Origin of the sequence: Rhizobium sp. RU36D, assembly GCF_900176345.1 — a bacterium.
Taxonomy (GTDB): domain Bacteria; phylum Pseudomonadota; class Alphaproteobacteria; order Rhizobiales; family Rhizobiaceae; genus Allorhizobium.
The window spans coordinates 381,905-401,948 of record NZ_FWXU01000001.1 but is presented as its reverse complement, the minus strand read 5'-3'; the positions used below and the strand labels follow the sequence as shown (position 1 = coordinate 401,948).

Annotated in this window: 20 protein-coding genes; 18 read left to right on the top strand and 2 right to left on the bottom strand. The window is 62.4% G+C overall.

Annotated features, from left to right (window positions below):
- Positions 1-232 precede the first annotated feature (232 nt).
- From B9A97_RS01970 to B9A97_RS01885, 18 genes are all read left to right on the top strand, one after another.
- Entirely contained in the window at positions 233-1,342 is a 1,110-nt protein-coding gene (locus tag B9A97_RS01970) for a BMP family ABC transporter substrate-binding protein (RefSeq protein WP_084363491.1), read from the top strand.
- A 175-nt stretch (positions 1,343-1,517) separates the two neighbouring features.
- Positions 1,518-2,624 (top strand): ABC transporter permease, encoded by a 1,107-nt coding sequence (locus B9A97_RS01965; protein WP_084363279.1) that lies wholly within the window; start codon positions 1,518-1,520, stop codon positions 2,622-2,624.
- A complete protein-coding gene (locus B9A97_RS01960; RefSeq protein WP_084363278.1) occupies positions 2,621-3,541 on the top strand; it encodes an ABC transporter permease in 921 nt (306 codons plus the stop codon). The genes B9A97_RS01965 and B9A97_RS01960 overlap by 4 nt, the downstream gene beginning before the upstream one ends.
- A 10-nt stretch (positions 3,542-3,551) precedes the next feature.
- Positions 3,552-4,271, top strand: a complete 720-nt coding sequence (locus B9A97_RS01955) for a biuret amidohydrolase (protein WP_084363277.1) — start codon at positions 3,552-3,554, stop codon at positions 4,269-4,271.
- The gene (locus B9A97_RS01950; protein WP_210189670.1) at positions 4,268-5,815 is read left to right on the top strand and encodes an ABC transporter ATP-binding protein; all 1,548 of its coding nucleotides are present in this window, start codon (positions 4,268-4,270) and stop codon (positions 5,813-5,815) included. Before B9A97_RS01955 ends, B9A97_RS01950 begins: the two co-directional genes overlap by 4 nt.
- A 1-nt stretch (position 5,816) precedes the next feature.
- Complete coding sequence (locus B9A97_RS01945) at positions 5,817-6,479, top strand: cysteine hydrolase family protein (protein ID WP_084363276.1); 663 nt, start codon at positions 5,817-5,819, stop codon at positions 6,477-6,479.
- 13 nt (positions 6,480-6,492) lie between these two features.
- Entirely contained in the window at positions 6,493-6,681 is a 189-nt protein-coding gene (locus B9A97_RS01940) for a DUF4089 domain-containing protein (RefSeq protein ID WP_084363275.1), read from the top strand.
- Positions 6,678-8,081: an AtzE family amidohydrolase gene (locus B9A97_RS01935; protein WP_179145193.1), complete on the top strand. Its 1,404-nt coding sequence runs from the start codon at positions 6,678-6,680 to the stop codon at positions 8,079-8,081. The genes B9A97_RS01940 and B9A97_RS01935 overlap by 4 nt, the downstream gene beginning before the upstream one ends.
- A gap of 9 nt (positions 8,082-8,090) precedes the next feature.
- Complete coding sequence (locus B9A97_RS01930) at positions 8,091-8,858, top strand: 5-formyltetrahydrofolate cyclo-ligase (RefSeq protein ID WP_084363274.1); 768 nt, start codon at positions 8,091-8,093, stop codon at positions 8,856-8,858.
- 11 nt (positions 8,859-8,869) lie between these two features.
- A complete protein-coding gene (gene hpxZ, locus B9A97_RS01925) occupies positions 8,870-9,256 on the top strand; it encodes an oxalurate catabolism protein HpxZ (RefSeq protein WP_084363273.1) in 387 nt (128 codons plus the stop codon).
- 25 nt (positions 9,257-9,281) lie between these two features.
- A complete protein-coding gene (locus tag B9A97_RS01920) occupies positions 9,282-9,944 on the top strand; it encodes a GntR family transcriptional regulator (protein ID WP_244564086.1) in 663 nt (220 codons plus the stop codon).
- A gap of 180 nt (positions 9,945-10,124) precedes the next feature.
- The gene (gene atzF / locus B9A97_RS01915) at positions 10,125-11,885 is read left to right on the top strand and encodes an allophanate hydrolase (RefSeq protein ID WP_084363271.1); all 1,761 of its coding nucleotides are present in this window, start codon (positions 10,125-10,127) and stop codon (positions 11,883-11,885) included.
- Between the two features lie 162 nt (positions 11,886-12,047).
- Complete coding sequence (locus B9A97_RS01910) at positions 12,048-13,100, top strand: dipeptidase (protein ID WP_084363270.1); 1,053 nt, start codon at positions 12,048-12,050, stop codon at positions 13,098-13,100.
- 49 nt (positions 13,101-13,149) lie between these two features.
- Positions 13,150-14,790 carry an ABC transporter substrate-binding protein gene (locus B9A97_RS01905; RefSeq protein WP_084363269.1) on the top strand — a complete coding sequence of 547 codons (1,641 nt, stop codon included), beginning with the start codon at positions 13,150-13,152 and terminating at the stop codon, positions 14,788-14,790.
- A 71-nt stretch (positions 14,791-14,861) separates the two neighbouring features.
- On the top strand, positions 14,862-15,866 hold the full coding sequence (locus B9A97_RS01900; protein ID WP_244564103.1) for an ABC transporter permease: 1,005 nt from the start codon (positions 14,862-14,864) through the stop codon (positions 15,864-15,866).
- Entirely contained in the window at positions 15,863-16,783 is a 921-nt protein-coding gene (locus B9A97_RS01895; protein WP_084363267.1) for an ABC transporter permease, read from the top strand. Before B9A97_RS01900 ends, B9A97_RS01895 begins: the two co-directional genes overlap by 4 nt.
- A complete protein-coding gene (locus B9A97_RS01890; RefSeq protein WP_084363266.1) occupies positions 16,780-17,613 on the top strand; it encodes an ABC transporter ATP-binding protein in 834 nt (277 codons plus the stop codon). The genes B9A97_RS01895 and B9A97_RS01890 overlap by 4 nt, the downstream gene beginning before the upstream one ends.
- Positions 17,610-18,371: an ABC transporter ATP-binding protein gene (locus tag B9A97_RS01885; protein WP_084363488.1), complete on the top strand. Its 762-nt coding sequence runs from the start codon at positions 17,610-17,612 to the stop codon at positions 18,369-18,371. Before B9A97_RS01890 ends, B9A97_RS01885 begins: the two co-directional genes overlap by 4 nt.
- On the opposite strand, the gene B9A97_RS01880 is transcribed toward B9A97_RS01885, so the two are convergent.
- Together B9A97_RS01880 and B9A97_RS01875 are read right to left on the bottom strand one after the other, a co-directional pair.
- Positions 18,372-18,851, bottom strand: a complete 480-nt coding sequence (locus tag B9A97_RS01880; protein WP_179145192.1) for a GNAT family N-acetyltransferase — start codon at positions 18,849-18,851, stop codon at positions 18,372-18,374. It lies immediately after the preceding gene.
- Positions 18,848-20,011, bottom strand: coding sequence for an alpha-D-ribose 1-methylphosphonate 5-triphosphate diphosphatase (locus B9A97_RS01875; RefSeq protein WP_244564085.1), 1,164 nt, complete (start codon positions 20,009-20,011; stop codon positions 18,848-18,850). The genes B9A97_RS01880 and B9A97_RS01875 overlap by 4 nt, the downstream gene beginning before the upstream one ends.
- Positions 20,012-20,044 lie beyond the last annotated feature (33 nt).

Here is a 20,044-nt window from a genome sequence, read left to right as displayed (position 1 = left end):
TGCAATTTTATGTCAGTAGATCAAAAAACAGACACATGAACTACACGTGTCTGTTTTATAGCCAAAATTCAGACGATGCGGTTCGGAGTGACGTGGCAGAGCGCCTGAAAACCATAGGAAAGCGCGTTGGTTTCCAATTGTATAATCTGGCACGGCGATTGCATTCCTTATTGGTCAGGATGGCGCCCGGATGTGGTTCCGCCTGATCAACACAGCTACAGGGAGCTCGATCATGCCTCATCATGCAATTTCCCGACGTAAACTCTTGCAGGTTGGTGCTGCGGGGCTTGCCGCTTCAACGTTGCCGTTCGGGCGCGTCGCAGCCCAGGCCGCTGAGCCCGTGGTCATCGGTGCGGTCTATGTCGGCCCCCGGGACGATTTCGGCTGGAACCAGGCGCATGCGGTGGCCATGGAAGTGCTGAAGAAGGTGCCTGGCGTCACCGTGCTTGAAGAAGAGAACGTGCCGGAGACGGATGCCGTTTCCAAGTCCATGGAATCGATGATCAATCTCGATGGCGCCAACCTGATCCTGGCGACCTCGTTCGGCTATTACACCCCGTTCGTGGTGGATCTGGCGAAGAAATATCCTGATGTGGAATTCCGCCATGCCGCGCCCTTGTGGAAGGAGGGCGATCCCAAGAATGCCGGCTCCTACTTCTGCTATCTCAACCAGGCGCATTATGTCGATGGTGTTGCTGCTGGCGCGTCCAGCCCCACAGGCAAGCTGGGCTTCGTCGCGGCAAAGCCGATCCCCTCGGTGCTGTCCAACATCAACTCCTTCCTGCTGGGCGCGCGCAAGACCAACCCGAACGCGACAGTGCAGGTGATCTTCACCGGTGAATGGTCCATGCCCGTGCGCGAGGCCGAGGCGACGAATGCGCTCATCGATGCCGGCTGCGATGTCATCACCTGCCATGTCGATGGTCCCAAGGTTGTCATCGAAACGGCCGAAGGTCGGGGAGCCAAGACCTGCGGTCACAATGCCAGCCAGGCACCCCTGGCTCCCAAAGGCTTCATCACCGGCGCAGAATACAAGTGGACGACGATCTACCAGATGTATGCCGACCTGCTCTCGAAGGGTGAGGCGCTGCCGAACTTCGTCGCCGGCGGCTATCACAACGACATGATCCAGAACACGCCCTATGGCGCGGGCGCGACGCCGGAGGCGATCAAGGCTGCGGACGCAGCGATTGCCGATCTCAAGGCCAAGAAGCCGATCTATGTCGGTCCGCTCAAGGACAACAAGGGCACTGTCGTGATCGACAAGGAATATGACAACTACGACCCGGCGCTCGACGGCATGGGCTATCTCCTGGAAGGCGTCATTGGTTCTGTGACCTGATGTTTGGGTAGCGTTTCAGGCTGCCCCTGACCTCCGCTTCGCTCGGCGCACCCTCTCTCCGTAATGGAGCGAGGGGATCCGCAGGCGGATGAGGGGCAGTCTCTTTGTGCTGTCTAAAAGGCATCGAGACCTAACGGACCGCAATCCAGCAAGGCTAGTTCAGCGAGGGAACCCCATGGCGACCATAGTCTCCGCGAATGCCCGATCCGCGCCCGATGGCGCCATGTTACGTTCGATGGCGGAAAAGATCGCCATACCGCTCGGCGCGGTTCTGGTTTCGGCGCTGATCTTCTCGCTGTTTCTCCTTCTTCTAGGCAAATCGCCAATCGATTATTTCCGGCTGGTCTGGACGGGTGGCTTCGGCACTTCCTTTTCCTTCCAGAACACGCTGCAAAGGGCATCGCCGCTGATCCTGGCTGCGCTTGCCTTTGCCATCCCGGCGCAGCTTGGCTTGACGGTGCTGGGCGGCGAGGGCGCGCTGGTGCTTGGCGGGTTTGCCGCAGCGGCGATCGGTGTTCCCTTGGTGCAGGCCGGTGTGCCGCCCATCCTCACCATGCCGCTGATGGCGCTTGCGGCCATGGCGGCCGGGGGCGCCTGGATGTCGATTGCCGGCTGGCTGCGGCACAGTCGTGGTGTCAACGAGACCATTTCCAGCCTGCTTTTGACCTATATCGCCATTGCCATCATGAATTTCTTTGTCGAGGGGGCGCTGCGCGATCCGGCCTCGGCCAACAAGCCGTCCACGGTCCCTGTTGGTAAAGACTACATGGTCGGCAACATTCCCGGCACCGATGTGCATTGGGGTCTGGTGGCCGGCATCGTCATGGCGGTGTTTTTGCAGTTCCTGATGTCGCGCACCACATTTGGTTTTGCGGCGCGCGTCACCGGCGGCAATCCGCGGGCGGCGCTGGCGCAGGGCCTGCCCGTCGGCTTTCTGGTGCTGGCCTGCACGGCGATTGCCGGCGCCTGCGCCGGGCTGGCCGGATACTATGAGGTGGGTGCGATCCATGGCCAGGCCAATGCCTCGCTGGTGGCCGGCTATGGCTTTACCGGCATCCTGGTCAGCTTCCTTGCCCGCCACAATCCGCTTGTCATCGTCCCGGTCGCCATCCTCTTCGGCGCGATCGATGCCTCGGGCGGATTGATCCAGCGGCGCATGGCCATGCCGGATGCAACAGCGCTGGTGCTGCAGGGCATCCTGTTCGTGGTGCTGTTGGTCAGCGAGACCTTCTATGGCCGTTTCAAGATCTTCAAACAGCCTGCGGAGGCGCAACGCACATGAACGAGGTTGCATTTGGAACTGTGTTGATCGCCATGCTGGGCGGTGCCATCCGGGTCTCGACGCCATTCATGTTCGTGGCACTGGGCGAAACGCTGACGGAAAAGTCGGGCCGGATCAATCTCGGGCTAGAGGCCAATCTGGTGCTCGGCGCCATGTTGGCCTATGCCATCTCCTATCACAGCGGCTCTCCCTGGCTCGGTGTTCTCGCCGCCGGCGGTGGTGGGCTCTGCCTCGGTGTGATGCACGGCTATATCTGCAAGCTGCCGCGGGTCAACGACATCGCGGTCGGCATCGCCATGATGTCGCTTGGCACCGGCCTCGCCTTCTTCTTCGGCAAGCCCTACATCCAGCCCTCGGCGCCGCGATTGGAATCCCTGCCGCTTGGCGGTTGGAGCGACGTCCCGGAACTCAGGGCCGCGCTTGAGGTCAATCCGCTGTTTTTCGTCGGCATCCTGGTTGCGCTGTTCTTCTGGTGGGCCTTTGCCAATACGCGCTTTGGTCTTGTGGTGCGCATCACGGGGGATTCGGCACCAGCCGCTCGCGCCATGGGTATCGATGTCGATCTGGTGCGGCTTCTCTCAACGGCGCTTGGCGGTTTTCTCGCCGGCATTGGCGGGGCCTTCCTGTCTTTGTCCTATCCCGGCAGCTGGAACGAAGGGCTGTCCTCGGGCCAGGGCCTGATGGCGGTGGCACTGGTGATTTTCGCCCGGTGGAACCCGCTGCGCTGCATTGCCGCCGCCCTGCTGTTCGGCGCCGCCGGCGCCATTGGTCCGGCGCTGCAATCTGTCGGAATCAGTCAGGGCTACTATTTCTTCAATGCCGCTCCCTACATCCTGACGCTGTTCATCATGATTGCGGCGGCCAAATCCAAGGCTTCGGCGCGCGAGGCGCCGGGCGAACTCTCGATCGTCAAATAGGAGGAAGGTCATGCTGGACAGAACCCAAACGACGCTTGAGGTGGAAGGCCCGGTCGCGGCCACGCCCTATAGCTGGCCTTTCGATGGCGATCTGCGGCCTGAAAACACCGCACACATCATCATCGACATGCAGACGGATTTCTGCGGTCCCGGCGGCTATGTCGACAGCATGGGCTATGACCTGTCGCTGACGCGTGCGCCAATCGAGCCGATCCGCAAGTTGCTGGGGGCGATGCGCGAGAAGGGTTTCCATATCATCCACACCCGCGAGGGACACCGGCCTGACCTTGCCGACCTGCCGGCCAACAAGCGCTGGCGCTCGCAGCGGATCGGCGCGGGCATCGGCGATCCCGGTCCCTGCGGCCGCATCCTGGTTCGCGGCGAGCCGGGCTGGGAGATCATTCCTGAACTCGCGCCGCTGGAAGGCGAGCCCATCATCGACAAGCCTGGCAAAGGCTCCTTCTGCGCCACCGATCTTGATCTGCTGCTCAGGATGCGGGGCATCCGAAATATCGTGCTCACCGGCATCACGACGGATGTCTGCGTGCATACGACCATGCGCGAGGCCAATGACCGCGGCTATGAGTGCCTGCTGGTCGAGGATTGCTGCGGGGCGACCAAGTATGAAAACCATCTGGCGGCTATCGACATGGTGAAGATGCAGGGCGGGGTGTTTGGCGCCACGACGACAAGCGATGCTGTCCTTTCGGCGATCGGGAGGCTGTCATGAGCGCTTTGCCCCTTTCCGATACCGAGTTGAAGCCGGCCCGCGGTTTTGGCCTGCAGACATCCGACATGACCAAGATCTTCGGCTCGCTGGTGGCGCTGGAGGGTGTGTCGCTGGATGTGAAGCCAGGCCAATTCCACGCGCTGCTAGGGGAAAATGGCGCCGGTAAATCGACCCTGGTCAAATGCATCATGGGTTTCTACCAGCCGACACGCGGCGAGGTGTTGATCGACGGACGCCCCACGCAGATCCGCAATCCCCGCGATGCCAAGGCCGCCGGCATTGGCATGGTCTACCAGCATTTTACCCTGGTACCCTGCCTGACGGCGGCGGAAAACATGGTGATCTCGCGGGCTGACGTGCCCACAGTCATCGACTGGCGCAAGGAGCGGGATGAACTGGAAGCCTTCCTGGAGCGCATGCCGTTCAAGGTGCCGCTCGGGGCCCCGGTCTCCAGCCTGTCTGCCGGCGAAAAGCAGAAGCTGGAAATCCTCAAGCAGCTCTATCTCGACCAGCGGTTTCTCATTCTTGATGAGCCCACCTCGGTGCTGACCCCAGGTGAAGCCGATGAAATGCTGGGGCTCCTGGGCGACATGGCCAAGGCCGGCGATATCACCGTGCTGATGATCACCCACAAGTTCCGCGAGGTGAAGACCTTCTGCGACCAGGTGACCGTGCTGCGGCGTGGCCGCTTTGCCGGAACCGGCGGGGCAAACGACCTGTCGATCGACGAGATGTCGCGCATGATGCTGGGCGATACCGAGATCCGCAAGAGCGCCGAGCGGGTGAAGGATGTGGCGAGTGACACCCATCTTGAGGTCGCCGGCCTGTTTGTCGATGACAATGAGGAACTGCCTGCGGTCGAAGGCTTCAACCTCAAGATTAGGGGTGGCGAGATCGTCGGCGTGGCCGGCGTATCGGGCAATGGCCAGTCCGAACTGGTGGAGGCTTTGGCCGGCCAGCGGCCGATCCGCGACGGGCGTGTCTTCATCAATGGCGAGCCGTTTGAGCCCGTGCGGCGCGACTATGATCGTTTCCGCGTCTATGGCCTGCCGGAGGAGCCGTTGAAGAATGCGACGGTACCGCGTATGTCGGTGGCGGAAAACCTCGCCTTCCGCTCCTTCGACAAGCCGCCGGCGGCGAAGTTCGGCTGGTGGCTTCGGCCGGCGGTCATGCGCGACCGGGCCAATGACTTGATCGGTCGCTACCGGGTGAAGACCCCATCGGCCGATGCGCCGATCGAAAACCTCTCGGGCGGCAATGTCCAGCGCGCGGTGCTGGCGCGGGAATTGTCCGAGCAGGTCAACGTGCTTGTGGTCGCCAATCCATGCTTTGGCCTCGACTTCGCCTCCGTGGCCGAAATCCGCGCCCAGATCCTCGACCAGCGAAACCGCGGCGCGGCCGTGTTGCTGGTGTCGGAGGATCTCGATGAAATCCTTGAGCTGGCGGACCGCGTCGTCGTGATGTCGGAGGGCAAGATTACCTACACGGTGCCGGTGGCCGAGGCCGACCGGAACACCATCGGCCGATACATGGCGGGGCATTGAAATGATCGACATCAAGGCAAGACCTTTTCCCTATCCGCTGGACCCCGACCACACCGCTCTCGTCGTCATCGACATGCAGCGCGATTTCATCGAGCCGGGCGGCTTCGGCGATTCGCTCGGAAATGACGTGGCGCGGCTCGCAGCGATCATCCCGACCGTTGCGGGGCTGATCGGCTTTTTCCGCAAGCAGGGCTGGCCGATCATCCACACGCGCGAGGCGCACAAGCCTGACCTGTCGGACTGCCCGCCGGCCAAGCGCAATCGCGGTACGCCGTCATTGCGGATCGGCGAGGAGGGGGCGATGGGTCGGCTGCTGGTGACAGGCGAGCCGGGCAGCCAGATCGTTCCGGCGCTGGCGCCCATCGACGGAGAGATCGTCTTGGACAAGCCGGGCAAGGGCATGTTCTATGCCACTGGCCTGCATGAAAAGCTGCAGGGTATGGGAATTACGCACCTTGTCTTTGCCGGCGTCACCACCGAGGTTTGCGTTCAGACCTCCATGCGCGAGGCCAATGATCGTGGCTATGAGTGCCTGCTGGTGGAAGACGCGACGGAAAGCTATTTTGCCGAATTCAAGAAGGCGGCGATCGACATGATCACCGCCCAGGGAGCGATCGTCGGCTGGTCGACGCCGCTTGCCAATCTGGAGGAGGCATTTGCATGAGGGATCTATTGGCATGACAGATGTGAATGCTGATGCCGAAAGGCTGATGGAGGCCGCGGCCGCCTATCTCGACCTGCCAGTCGAGGAGGCCTGTCGAGCCGGCATCAAGATGCATCTGGTAGCCGCGCGCGGCATAGCAGAGCATGTGCTGGCCTTCGAGCTTGAGGACGATGCCGAGCCGGCGCCGGTTTATGCGCCATGACCGAAGTGCTGACCGCAACAGAGATTGCCGCCAAGGTGAAGTCAGGCGAGACGACCGCGCGCAAGGTCGCCGAGGCGGCCCTTGCCAGGATCGAACGGCTGAACCCCATCCTGAATGGCTATACCGATATCACCCGCGACCGTGCCCTGGCGTCAGCCGATGCCGTGGACGCGAAGATCGCTGCCGGTGCCGATCCGGGGCCGCTCGCGGGCGTGCCCTTCGCCGTCAAGAACCTGTTCGACATCAAGGGGCTGCCGACGCGGGCCGGTTCCAAGATCAACCGCGACCGACCGCCCGCCACCCAGGATGCCACGCTGATCACGAAGCTGGAGGCCGCGGGTGCCGTTCTGACCGGCGGGCTCAACATGGGCGAATATGCCTATGACTTCACCGGCGAGAATGCCCATGACGGGCCTTCGCGCAATCCGCATGATCCCTCGCGGATGACCGGCGGCTCATCCGGCGGTTCCGGCACGGCCATCGCGGCCGGCATGGTGCCGCTGGCGCTGGGGTCGGATACCAATGGCTCCATCCGGGTGCCGTCATCCCATTGCGGCCTGTTCGGGCTGAAGCCGACCTATGGGCGGCTGTCGCGTGGCCACAGCTTTCCCTTCGTGGCGAGCCTGGACCATCTCGGTCCCTTCACCCGATCGGTTGCTGATCTGGCGCTCTCCTACGATCTCATGCAGGGCCATGACCCTGTTGATCCCGCCATGACGGAGCGCGTTCCCGAAATGACCCTGCCGGAGATCGGCAAGGGTATCGGCGACCTCAGGATCGCGGTGGCTGGGGGCTACTTCGCCGAGGGGCTGCATCCCGAGGTCGTGGAAGCGATGGGCATTATCAGGACCGCGTTCGGCGTCTCCCGGACGCTCGATATTCCCGAGGCGGCGGCGGCGAGGGCGGCCGCCTATCTGATCACCATGACCGAGGGTGCGGCGCTCCATCTTGACCGGTTGAAGGCGCGGCATGCGGATTATGACCCTGATGTCCGCGACCGGCTGCTGGCCGGCGCGATGATCCCCGGGGCCTGGGCCGTGAAGGCGCAGAAGGTCCGCAGGGTATTTCGCGCGCGCATGCTCAAGTTGTTTGAAGCGGTCGACATCATACTGGCGCCTTGTACCCCGTGCCGGGCACCGAAAATCGGCCAGAAGATGCTGGATCTCAACGGCAAGCAGGTGCTGCTGCGAGCCAATATGGGGCTTTACACCCAGCCGATCTCCTTCATCGGTCTGCCGGTCGTGGCGGTGCCGCTGTGGCCAGATGCGGCCGAGGGCATGCCGGTTGGCGTGCAGGTGATTGCGCCGCCATGGCGCGAGGACCTGGCGCTTCGGGTAGCGCGTGAGCTGGAGCAGTCTGGCATTGCTCGGTCACCTGTGGCCCCAGAGCCGAGCGCATAGGAGCGTGATATGAGCGAGCAGGGTCGATGGGCAGGGCGAAATACCGGCAAGGATGCGATCCGCAATGCCATCTGGCGGCGGCTGGAGGAGGAGGGCTATGCCATTGGCCCGGCCTTCAGCCATATTCCGAACTTCGTCGGTGCCGATGTCGCAGCCTGGCGGCTGGCGCAGACGGACCAGTGGAAGAATGCGGCCACCGTCAAATGCAATCCCGATCCGCCGCAGATCCCGGTACGGCTCAGGGCGCTCTATGACGGCAAGCTGCTTTATGCTCCGGTTCCCTATCTGACGGAAGGGTTCCCCTACCTCAAGATCGATCCGGTGACGCTGAAAAAGAAGGGCGTGTCCTTCGAACTGGCTGCGACGTCAGAGGGCTATCAGCGCTATGGCGAGCGGGTCGAGTTCGAGGATGTCGCGCCGCTGGATTTCTGCGTGGTCGGCAGCGTTGCCGTTGGTCGTCTCGGCGGGCGAACCGGCAAGGGCGCGGGTTTTGCCGATCTGGAGACGGCGATCTTTCGCGAACTGGGCACCATCCGGGCCGATACGCCGATCGCCACGACTGTGCATTCCTGCCAGCTAGTGGATGACAGTCACGTCGTCATCGAGGCCCATGACAGCCCTCTCGATTTCATCGCCACCGAGGCGGAGCTTATCGTGACCGATAACCGCGACCACCGGCCGCCTGGTGTGGTGTGGGAGCGGGTGCAGGCCGATCAGTTCGAGACCATCCCGTTTCTCTCTGCGCTGAAACACCGCATGACGAGCCGCAAGGGCTGAGAGGAGAAAGCGTGGAGATCAACAATCCTGAGGTGCTTGCCGAGATGGAGGCCGTTTTCGCTCGCTACGAGGCGGCTCTCGTCGGCAATGACGTGGCCGTGCTGGACGAACTGTTCTGGCAGGACGAGCGGGTGATCCGCTATGGTGGCGGCGAGAACCTTCACGGCGCTGCGGAGATCCTGGCCTTTCGCAAGGGCCGGCCTTCGACCGGGCTTCAGCGTGACTTGAAGCGCACTGTCATCACCACCTTCGGCCGGGAGATGGCGACCGCGTCGACACTATTCTACCGCGCGGGCCAGCCGGGCAAGGTCGGCCGGCAGATGCAGACATGGGTCAAGATGGCGGAAGGCTGGCGCGTGGTGGCCGCGCATGTCAGTATCATCGATGAAACCGGTTGATTCCCGTATTGGATTGCATTCCAGCTTGCCCGCAAAGTCAGTAACCTCAGCCGAGCGCATTCGTCTGGCGCTTGCCAAGAAGATCGTCACCGGCGAATTGCTTCCGGGTATGCCGCTTGACGAAACCCAGATTGCTGCCGATTTCGCAGTATCGCGCACGCCTGTCCGCGAGGCCCTGAAGCAATTGGCGTCCAGCGGGTTGATCGAGCAGCGGGCGCATCGCAAGTCCGTGGTGACCCAGCCCGATGCGGAGATGCTGGAAGGCATTTTCGAGGTCATGGCCTATCTCGAGGCCCTGTGTGCCGGCCTGTCAGCGACCAACATGAACAGCACCGAGCGCGCCGAAATGCAGTTGCTGCATGCGCGCATGCGAGAACTTGTCTATGCCGGGGACGGCGAAAGCTATGTTCTGGCGAACGAGACCTTCCATACGCTGATCTATGACGGCTCGCACAATGCCTATCTGGCAGAGGTGGCGCGCACCACCCGGCAGCGCTTGCAGCCATTTCGCCGGGCGCAGTTTGGCACGCTTGGGCGCCTCTCGGCCTCCCATGCGGAGCATAGCGCCATTGTCGAGGCGATCCTGCGCGGCGACCGGGCCGGTGCTGACGCGGCCATGCGCGGCCATATCGGCTTGGTCGAGCAATCCTACTATCGTTATGCCGGCGGCGTCTCGCAGGCATCGTGAATTTTTGAGATTTGCCTATTTATTGGTCATTTCTGTTTCTTGTGACTCGCGTCTAGTCCGTTTCCCTGCAGAATTTTGATTACGAAATACCCGTAAAACAAAGATTTTCTGCTGGATGGCGTCTGGCCTCGAAATTGCATACAATTTCTCGACTGACATTCAGAGGCAGAGCGAGGCACCGTGCAGAACATTCCCTTCACTATCGAACATCTTCATGCGGCCTATGCTTCGGGAACCACGGTCGAGGCCGTCATCGATGTGCTGCTGGCACGACTTGAGGACGCCAATGATCCCGGAATTTTCATCGATATCGATGATCGCGACACGCTGCTGGCATCTGCCTCCGCGCTTGGCCCGTTCGATCCAATCGCAAAGCCCTTGTGGGGCATACCGTTTGCGGTGAAGGACAATATCGATGTCGCGGGACGACCGACGACGGCGGCCTGCCCGGATTTTGCCTATCTGCCGGCGGCCGATGCAACCGTCGTGGCCCGGCTGAAGGCGGCCGGGGCGCTTTATGTCGGCAAGACCAATCTCGACCAGTTCGCCACCGGCCTTGTCGGCGTGCGAACGCCTTATCCGGTGCCGCGAAATTCCATCGATCCTGAGATCGTGCCGGGCGGGTCCAGTTCCGGTTCGGCCGTGGCGACCGCCCGCGGCATCGTCGCCTTCGCCCTGGGAACCGACACGGCCGGTTCCGGCCGCGTTCCGGCCGCTCTCAACAATATCGTCGGCCTGAAGCCGTCGCTCGGAGCCCTGTCGACACGGGGTGTGGTGCCGGCCTGCCGGACTCTGGATTGCGTCTCGATCTTCGCCCGAACGGTCGAGGATTCCTGGCGGGTTTTCCAGGTGGCGGCGGCCTATGACGCAGCAGATCCCTATTCGCGCAAGCGCGACGCCATCAAGGGTGTGGCGATCGGCGGTTCACCCGTCATCGGCATTCCCTCGCCATCCTCGATCAAGTTTTTTGGCGATCAGGTGCAGTCGGCGGCCTTTGCTGGCCAGCGTGCCCTTTTGGAAGGTGCGGGATACAAGGTCGTGGAGGTGGATTTCGATCCGCTTTATGCCGTAGCGGACATGCTTTACGAGGGCGCCTGGGTTGCGGAGCGGCTGGCAGCGATATCCGACTTCATGGGTGCGCATGAGGCCTCTCTTCATCCCGTCACCCGCAAGATCATCGGCGGGGCGAAGGCGCTGACGGCGGTCGATGCCTTCAAAGGCCTCTACAAGCTGGAGGCACTGAAGCGGGAGGCCGAAGACCTGCTATCCGGCGTCGACATGCTCTGCGTGCCGACCATCCCGACCTTCTATACGGTGGCGGATCTTGAGGCCGACCCGATCGGGCCGAATTCCCGCTTTGGCACCTATACCAATTTCGTCAACCTGCTGGATATGTGCGGCATGGCGTTTCCCCTGGGCGCCCGTGCGGATGGCCGTCCGGCAAGTGTGACGCTGCTCGCGCGTGGCGGACAGGACCGCCTCGTGGCGTCCGTGGCGTCCGCCCTGTCGCATCAAGGTCAGGGATCGCCTGTCATCGCCGCCCCCGAGGCTGAAGGCATCGAGATCGTCGTGGTCGGTGCGCATCTCTTGGGCATGCCGCTGAACCGTGAACTGCTGGCCTTGCAGGGCACTTTCCTGCGCAAGACCACCACGACGGCGGATTATCGCCTCTTTGCCCTGCCGAACACGGTGCCGCCAAAGCCCGGCCTGCTGCGGGTGGCTGAGGGGCAGGGCGGGGCAATCGATGTCGAGGTGTGGAAGCTGCCGGCCGAAGGTTTCGGCCGTTTTGTCGCTGCAATTCCGGGCCCGCTGGGGATCGGAACGCTGCAGCTTGCGGATGGAACATCGGCCAAGGGCTTCCTGGTCGAGGCCATCGCGGTGGAAGGCGGCAAGGACATTACCAGCTTCGGCGGTTGGCGCGCCTATGTCGCGTCCATGTGATTGCGGGCTTTGCAGAGTGCGGTTTTAGCGCTTGAAGATGCTGACCTTTTGGTCCTACCATCGGCGACGCGGCCGATGCGCCGTGCTTCGCATGCCGGCGCGGGCCTCCTCCGCGTCCGGCGCTCTTCCCTCCCGCTCGCATCTCGAGCAAGGTCTATTCGCATGGAACTGGTATTCGACGGCCATAACGATGTCCTCCTCAGGCTTTGGAGGTCGCGTGCGGCGGGGCTTGACCCGATCAGGGAATTCATCGGCGGCTGCCGCGAGGGGCATATCGATGCCCCCCGGGCCAAGGCGGGCGGGCTGGCGGGTGGTCTCTGTGCCATCTACATCCCGTCGCTTCGCGATTTCACGCTGAAGGAGCCCGATGCAAACGGGCATTACGTGACCCCGCTCGAAGCGCCCCTGGAGCGCCCGATTTCGCTGGATATCGGCTTGCAGATGGCTGCGATCGCGCTTCAACTGGATCAGGCGGGCGGATGGAGACTGTGTCGTTCAACCGCGGACATCCGTTCGGCGTTAGATGACGGCGTCTTCGCCGCGGTGCTGCATATGGAAGGCTGCGAGCCGATCGACGCCGATCTGGCTGCCCTTGATGTTTTTCATGCTGCCGGTCTTCGCTCGCTCGGACCGGTCTGGAGCCGGCACAACATCTTTGGCCACGGCGTGCCGTTTGCCTTTCCGATGTCGCCCGATACGGGGCCGGGGCTGACCGAGGCCGGGTTCGAACTGGTGCGCGCCTGCAACCGGCTCGGTATCCTGATCGATCTCGCGCATATCACCGAGAAGGGGTTCTGGGATGTGGCCGATACGAGCGACCAGCCGCTGATCGCCAGCCATTCGAACGCGCATGCCCTGACGCCCGTGGCCCGCAATCTGACGGATCGGCAACTCGATGCGATCCGCGAACGCAAGGGTCTCGTCGGGCTGAATTATGCCGTGACGATGCTGCGGGAAGACTCCCGAGACGACAGCCATACGCCGCTATCCGACATGGTGCGGCATGTCGATTACCTCGTGGATCGCATGGGCATCGACTGCGTGGCGCTCGGCTCCGATTTCGATGGAGCCACCATTCCTGCCGCGATCGGCGATGCGGCCGGCAACCAGAAACTGGTTGCGGCACTCCGGTCTGCCGGATACGCTGATGACGATCTGAAGAAGATTTGCCGGGAAAACTGGCTGCGTGTCCTTGGCCAGGCTTGGCACGAATAGGACCATGCATTCGCTAACGTCGAACCATAAAAACAAGGGGAACGATATGATGACCAATCTTTTGAACAGGCGCATGCGCGTGCTCGCCACCGGTGCCGCCATGGCCCTGCTTCTTGCCGCAGCACCCGCCGCGCTCGCGGCAACACCGGCCGACACGCTGGTGCAGGCCTGGGCCATCGACGACATCATCACGCTGGACCCCGGCGAGGCGTTCGAGATTTCCGCCGCTGAGATGACGGCAAACACCTATAGCAAGCTGGTGGAACTCGACATTGCCGACACGTCCAAGGTCGTCGGCGATCTCGCCGAGAGCTGGACCGTTTCCGACGACGGCATGACCTACACGTTCAAGCTCAAGTCCGGGCTGAAGTTTGCATCGGGCAATCCGATCACGGCGGCTGACGTCGCGTTCTCCTTCGAACGGGCCGTCAAGCTCGACAAGTCGCCCGCCTTCCTGCTGACACAGTTCGGTCTCACCGGCGACAACGTGACGGAGAAGGCCAAGGCCGCGGATGACACGACTTTTGTGCTCGTCGTCGACAAGGCCTATGCGCCGAGCTTCGTGCTGAACGTTCTGACGTCCACGGTCGCATCCGTGGTTGACAAGGCGCTTGTGATGGAAAAGGCCAAGGCCGTTACGCCGACCGCGGAGTACAAATACGACACCGATTTCGGCAATGAGTTCCTGAAGACGGGCTATGCCGGCTCCGGCCCGTTCAAGATCCGCGAATGGCGCGCCAATGAAGTCGTCGTCATGGAGCGCAACGACAATTATTATGGCGAGAAGCCCACGCTGAACCGAGTGATCTATCGCTACATGAAGGAAAGTGCCGGCCAGCGCCTGGCGCTTGAAAATGGCGACGTGGATGTGGCCCGCAACCTGGAGCCCGGTGACATCGAAGCCGTTTCCAAGAAGGACGGCATCGCCATCACCTCCGCGCCGAAGGGCACCGTCTATTACTTCAGCCTGAACCAGAAGAACCCGAACCTCGCAAAGCCCGAGGTCGTGGAAGCGATGAAATATCTGGTTGACTACGATGCCATCGGCGAAACGCTGATCAAGGGCATCGGCACGATCCACCAGACCTTCCTGCCGGATGGCCAGCTGGGCGCGCTCAATGACAAGCCCTACAAGCTCGATGTCGCCAAGGCCAAGGAACTGCTGGCAAAGGCCGGGCTGCCGGATGGCTTCAGCGTGACCATGGACGTGCGCAACACCCAGCCGGTGACGGGCATTGCCGAAAACGTGCAGCAGACGCTGGCCCAGGCCGGCATCAAGCTCGAGATCATTCCCGGCGATGGCAAGCAGACGCTGACCAAGTTCCGCGCGCGCCAGCACGACATCTATATCGGCCAGTGGGGTTCGGACTATTTCGACCCGAACTCGAATGCCGAGACCTTCACCTACAATCCTGACAATTCCGATGAGGGCAAGACCAAGACGCTCGCCTGGCGCAATGCCTGGGATCCGACGGATCTTTCGGCCAAGACCCAGGCCGCACTGCTCGAAAAGGATGCCGACAAGCGCGCCGCGATCTATCAGGACCTGCAGAAGCAGGTTCTGGCGACGGGACCGTTCGTGATGATTTTCCAGCAGACCGAAGTAGCGGGCTACTCTTCGAAACTCAAGAACTACAAGCTCGGTCCTAGCTTCGACACGAACTTCGTTTCCGCCGTCACCAAGGACTGACGTCCTTGGCCTCGAACCTCGGTAACAGCACCGAGGCGCGGCGCACCGGCGCCCGCGCCTCGGCATTTGCCATATCGGCGGCAAAGTTCCTGCTGACGGTTGCGACGACCTATCTCGGACTGTTGGCCGTGACTTTCTTCATCGGCCGTGTGGTGCCGATCGACCCGGCTCTGGCGATCGTCGGAGACCGGGCGCCGGCCCATGTCGTGGAGCGTGTTAGGGAAGAGCTGGGCCTCAACCTGCCGCTTTACCAGCAATTCGTGATCTATGTCCGCCAGGCACTCCAGGGGGATTTTGGCGTCTCGGTGTTGACCACCAATCCTGTCATGACCGATATCGCCAGGGTGTTTCCGGCGACCATCGAGCTTGCCACCGTCGGCACCATCATCGGCGCCGTGCTTGGCGTGCCGCTCGGCGTGCTGGCCGCTGTGAAGCGCGGTTCGCTTGCCGACCAGATCGTCCGGGTCATCGGACTGATCGGCTATTCCGTGCCGATCTTCTGGCTCGGGCTGCTGGCGCTGCTGCTGTTTTATGCGCAGTTGCGGTGGGTTGCCTATCCCGGCCGCGTCGATATCGTCTTCGAATACAGCTTCACGCCCGTCACCGGCTTCTTCCTGCTGGATGCGGCGATGCAGCGGCAATGGGATGTGCTGTGGGATCTGTTCCGGCACATCATCCTGCCCGGTTCGCTGCTCGGCTATTTTTCGCTGGCCTATATCAGCCGCATGACACGTTCTTTCATGCTGAACGAACTCAGCCAGGAGTACATCGTGGCGGCACGGGCCAAGGGGTTGTCTGAGGCGCGGATCATCTGGTTTCACGCCCTGCGCAATGCCGCCGTGCCCCTGGTGACGGTGATTGCGCTTTCCTATGCCGGGCTTCTGGAAGGCTCGGTGCTGACGGAAACGATCTTTGCCTGGCCGGGCCTTGGCCTCTACATCACCAATTCGCTGCAGAATGCCGACCTGAACGCAGTGCTGGGCGGCACGATCGTCATCGGATCGGTGTTCATCGGCATCAATATCCTGTCCGACCTGCTCTACCGGACGCTTGATCCAAGGACGCGCAGCCGATGAGCGAGCCGACCCTGACCCTGCGCCAATGGCTGTTGTCTGACCGTCCGACCTCGCGCCGGCAGGCGAGGCTCGGCCGACTTTATGTCATCTGGCAGCGGTTTTCCGAGAACCGTCTTGCGCTGGCCGGACTGGCGATCTTGCTGGCGCTGCTGTTCGTGGCCGCCTTTGCCGATGTGTTGGCGCCCCATTCCCCCGTCCAGGGCGACCTGCGCAATGCGCGGCTCTTGCCTCCGGGCTCGGAGGGCTTCCTGCTCGGCACCGACGACCAGGGCAGGGATATCCTGTCGCGGCTGCTATACGGCTCCCGACTGACCCTGTTTGTCATCGTGCTGGTGGCGGTGATCGCAGCGCCGATCGGCCTGATCGTCGGCACTGTTGCAGGCTATGCGGGCGGCATCGTCGATGCGGTTCTGATGCGCATCACGGATATTTTCTTGGCCTTTCCCAAGCTCGTGTTGGCTTTGGCGCTGGTGGCGGCGCTGGGGCCGGGCATCGAAAATGCCGTGCTGGCGATCGCCGTGACGTCCTGGCCGCCCTATGCCCGCATCGCGCGCGCCGAGACCATGACCTTCCGCAACTCGGACTATATCGCAGCGGTTCGGTTGATGGGCGCTTCGCCCTTGCGCATCGTGGTCTTTCACATAATGCCGCTTTGCATGTCCTCGCTGATCGTCCGCGTCACCCTCGATATGGCCGGCATCATCCTGACGGCCGCCGGTCTCGGCTTCCTGGGGTTGGGTGCCCAGCCGCCGCTGCCGGAATGGGGTGCGATGATCGCATCCGGGCGCCGCTTCATCCTTGACCAGTGGTGGGTGGCGGCCATGCCGGGCTTTGCGATCCTGATCGTCAGCCTGGGCTTCAATCTGCTGGGTGATGGGTTGCGCGATGCGCTTGACCCGAAGGAGGCCGGGCAATGACGCGGCTTCTGGAGGTTGAGGATCTCAGGGTGTCTTTTCCGACCCGCAATGGCCTGGTAGAGGCGGTGCGCGGCGTCAGTTTCACACTCGGGCGGGAACGGCTTGGCATCGTGGGCGAAAGCGGCTCGGGCAAGTCCCAGACCGGGCGTGCCATCATGGGCCTGACGCCTACGGCGGCAAAGATCAGCGCAAAGCGGCTGGCCTTTGACGGAAACGATCTGCTGACCCTTTCGCCAGCCAAGCGCCGGGCGTTGCGTGGCAAGCGAATGGCCATGGTGCTGCAGGACCCGAAATATTCCCTCAATCCGGTCATGACCATCGGTCGTCAAATCATGGAGACGCTCAGAACGCATGAGCACATCTCAGGCTCCGATGCGCGCCAGCGGACGCTGGACATGCTTGAAGCTGTGCAAATTCGGGATCCGCTTCGCGTTTTCGATCTCTATCCGCACGAAGTATCCGGTGGCATGGGACAGCGGGCGATGATCGCGATGATGCTGGTCTGCGGGCCGGAACTCATGATTGCAGACGAGCCTACATCGGCGCTCGATGTCACCGTGCAGCTCGAAGTGCTCGACATTCTCGACCATCTCGTGGAAGAGCGCGGCATGGGGCTGATCTTCATTTCCCATGATCTCCGGCTCGTCTCGTCCTTCTGCGATCGGGTGCTCGTCATGTATGCCGGTCGGGTGGTCGAGGAAATTGAAGCATCACGCCTGTCTGAGGCGACGCATCCTTATACGCGCGGGCTGCTGAACTGCCTGCCGCAGATCGAGGCGGACCGGCATCCGCTGCCGGTGCTGGAGCGCAAGCCGGAGTGGTCGGCATGACGGCAGCGCTTTTCATCCGCGACATGGTCGTCAGCTTCGATGAGTATCGTGCGCTCGACCATGTCAGCCTTCAGATAGAAGAGGGTTCCTCCTTCGGCATCGTCGGCGAGAGCGGATCGGGCAAATCGACGCTTTTGCGGGCCGTGGCCGGGCTCAACCGTTTCGAAAGCGGGACGCTCGACGTCGGCGGAACGCGCTACAGCGATCACCGCCGGGACAAGGCGTTTTATCGCACCGTGCAGATGGTGTTCCAGGATCCCTATGGCTCGCTCCATCCGCGGCAGACGGTGGACCGCCTGCTGCTGGAGCCGCTTGTTATCCATGGGTTTGCGGACACCGAGACGCGCATCGCCCGCGCCCTGGACGAAGTGGGATTGGGATCGGGCTTCCGCTTCCGTTTTTCCCATCAATTGTCGGGCGGTCAACGGCAGCGCATCGCCATTGCCCGGGCGCTCATCCTGGAGCCCAAGATCCTGCTGCTGGACGAGCCGACCTCGGCGCTGGACGCCTCCATTCAGGCCGAAATCCTCAATCTTCTCGAACAGGCGCGCAAGGAGAGGGGCCTGACCTTCGTCATGGTCAGCCATGACCTCGCCGTCATCAGCCATATGTGCGATCGCATGGCGGTGATGAAATCCGGTGGGGTTGTGGAGACGCTGGAGACGGCCGATCTCAGGGCCGGGCGGTTTGCGACCGATTATACGAAGCAGTTGATGGTGGCGAGCAAGGGGTTCCGGAGAGCCCCGGCGCCGGTGTGATCAGATCGCGGCGACCGGCCTGTTCCAGACATAGAGGATGTCCGGTTCACGCTCCTCGTTGTCATGGCCATCCGTGAACAGCAGCGACCGGAAGCCGTGGCGCTCGTAAAAATTCCGGGCGGGCTGGTTCTTCTGGAAGCTCCACAGCCGCAGTTCGGTTGTCTCGGCCATGGCCGCCTTCAGCAGTTCCGCGCCGATGCCTCGGCGCGCATGGTCCGGGGCGACGTAGAGATGTTCAATCCAGTTATCGCCCGTGACAACGAAGCCCGCGGGTTCCCCGGCAAGTGACGCCAGCAAGATGGTTTTTGAGCCCAGCATCACGCCTGCGATGAAGGCCCGGTCTTCCTCAGGCGTATGCAGTGGCGGCAAGAAATCGAGCGTCGATCGAGCGGCCGTAAAGATCCGGCTGATGGCGGATATGTCGCTCGATGTCGCGGCGCGCAGAACGATCCTGGGGTTCGCGTCCGACGACGCGGTCAAGATACCCGCACTCCCTGACGCCACACCTTCTTCAGGAAGGGATGGCCGTCATGCAGCCCGACGCGCAGAAGGTCGGCGCGCATCCCGATAGCAATGGTTCCGCGGTCGGTGAGACCGGCGGCTTGGGCAGGTTTCGATGCCACCATGGCAACGGCCTGGGGCAAGGTGAAACTCAGCTCCGGATCGGCCGCGATCATGAAGGCGGCATCGAGCAGGGAGCGCGGAACATAGTCGGAAGCCAGGATGTCGACCAAGTCTTCCTGCAACAACTCACGCACGGCGACATTGCCAGATTGCGAACCGCCGCGCAGGATGTTGGGCGCACCGGCGACTGTCAGCATGCCGCGAAGGCGGGCCTCGCGGGCTGCCTCCAGCGTGCAGGGGAATTCGGAGATCGCCACGCCCTCATCGGCGGCAAGGTCTACGTGTTCGATATCTGTGTCGTCGTGGCTGAGCAGCGGCAGGCCACGCGATTTTGCCAGGGCGACCACCAGGGGGCGTACATCAGCGCCGATATGGCTTTTCTCGGCCACAAGCTGGCGGATCTTTTCCTGGACGATATGGGCGCTTTCGCCCGTCGATTTGGAGGCGCGCGAGACATAGGCCTCAAGGTCACGACTCTGGCGGATGCCGGGCAGGTGCTCCATGACGGAAATCACCCGCACGATCTCGCGGTCGATATTGGCCTCGGTCAGGGCAGGCGTCTGTTCGTCCGTCACCTCGCAACGCAAGTGCACGAGGTGCTCGGCGCGCAACATCCCAGCGGCCTGTGCCTTTTCCAGCGCATCAATCATCGGGGTCAGGATCTGCGCGCGTTCCGGATTGTCCGTGGTGGCGCCCACACAGAGGCTGTCGAACACCGTCGTCACACCGCCGCCGATGATCTGGGCATCATGGGCGAGCGCTGCACGCATGTAATCCCAGCGCACATGGGCGCGGGGATAGACGTGTTTTTCGAAATGATCCGTGTGGATGTCGACAAGCCCCGGCAGCAGATAGTCGCCGCCGAAATCGATGCGCTGGCCGCTTGCTCCCGATGCGTCGACAGCCGTGATCAAGCCTCTCTCGATGGTGACCGATCCCGTTACCACCTCATCGGACAAGACGATTTTGGCATTCTCGATGATGAGGCGATCCGCGCGGGGCAATGTGGCGGTCATGTCGATGTGATCCATGGAGCGGGAGCCTCTCGC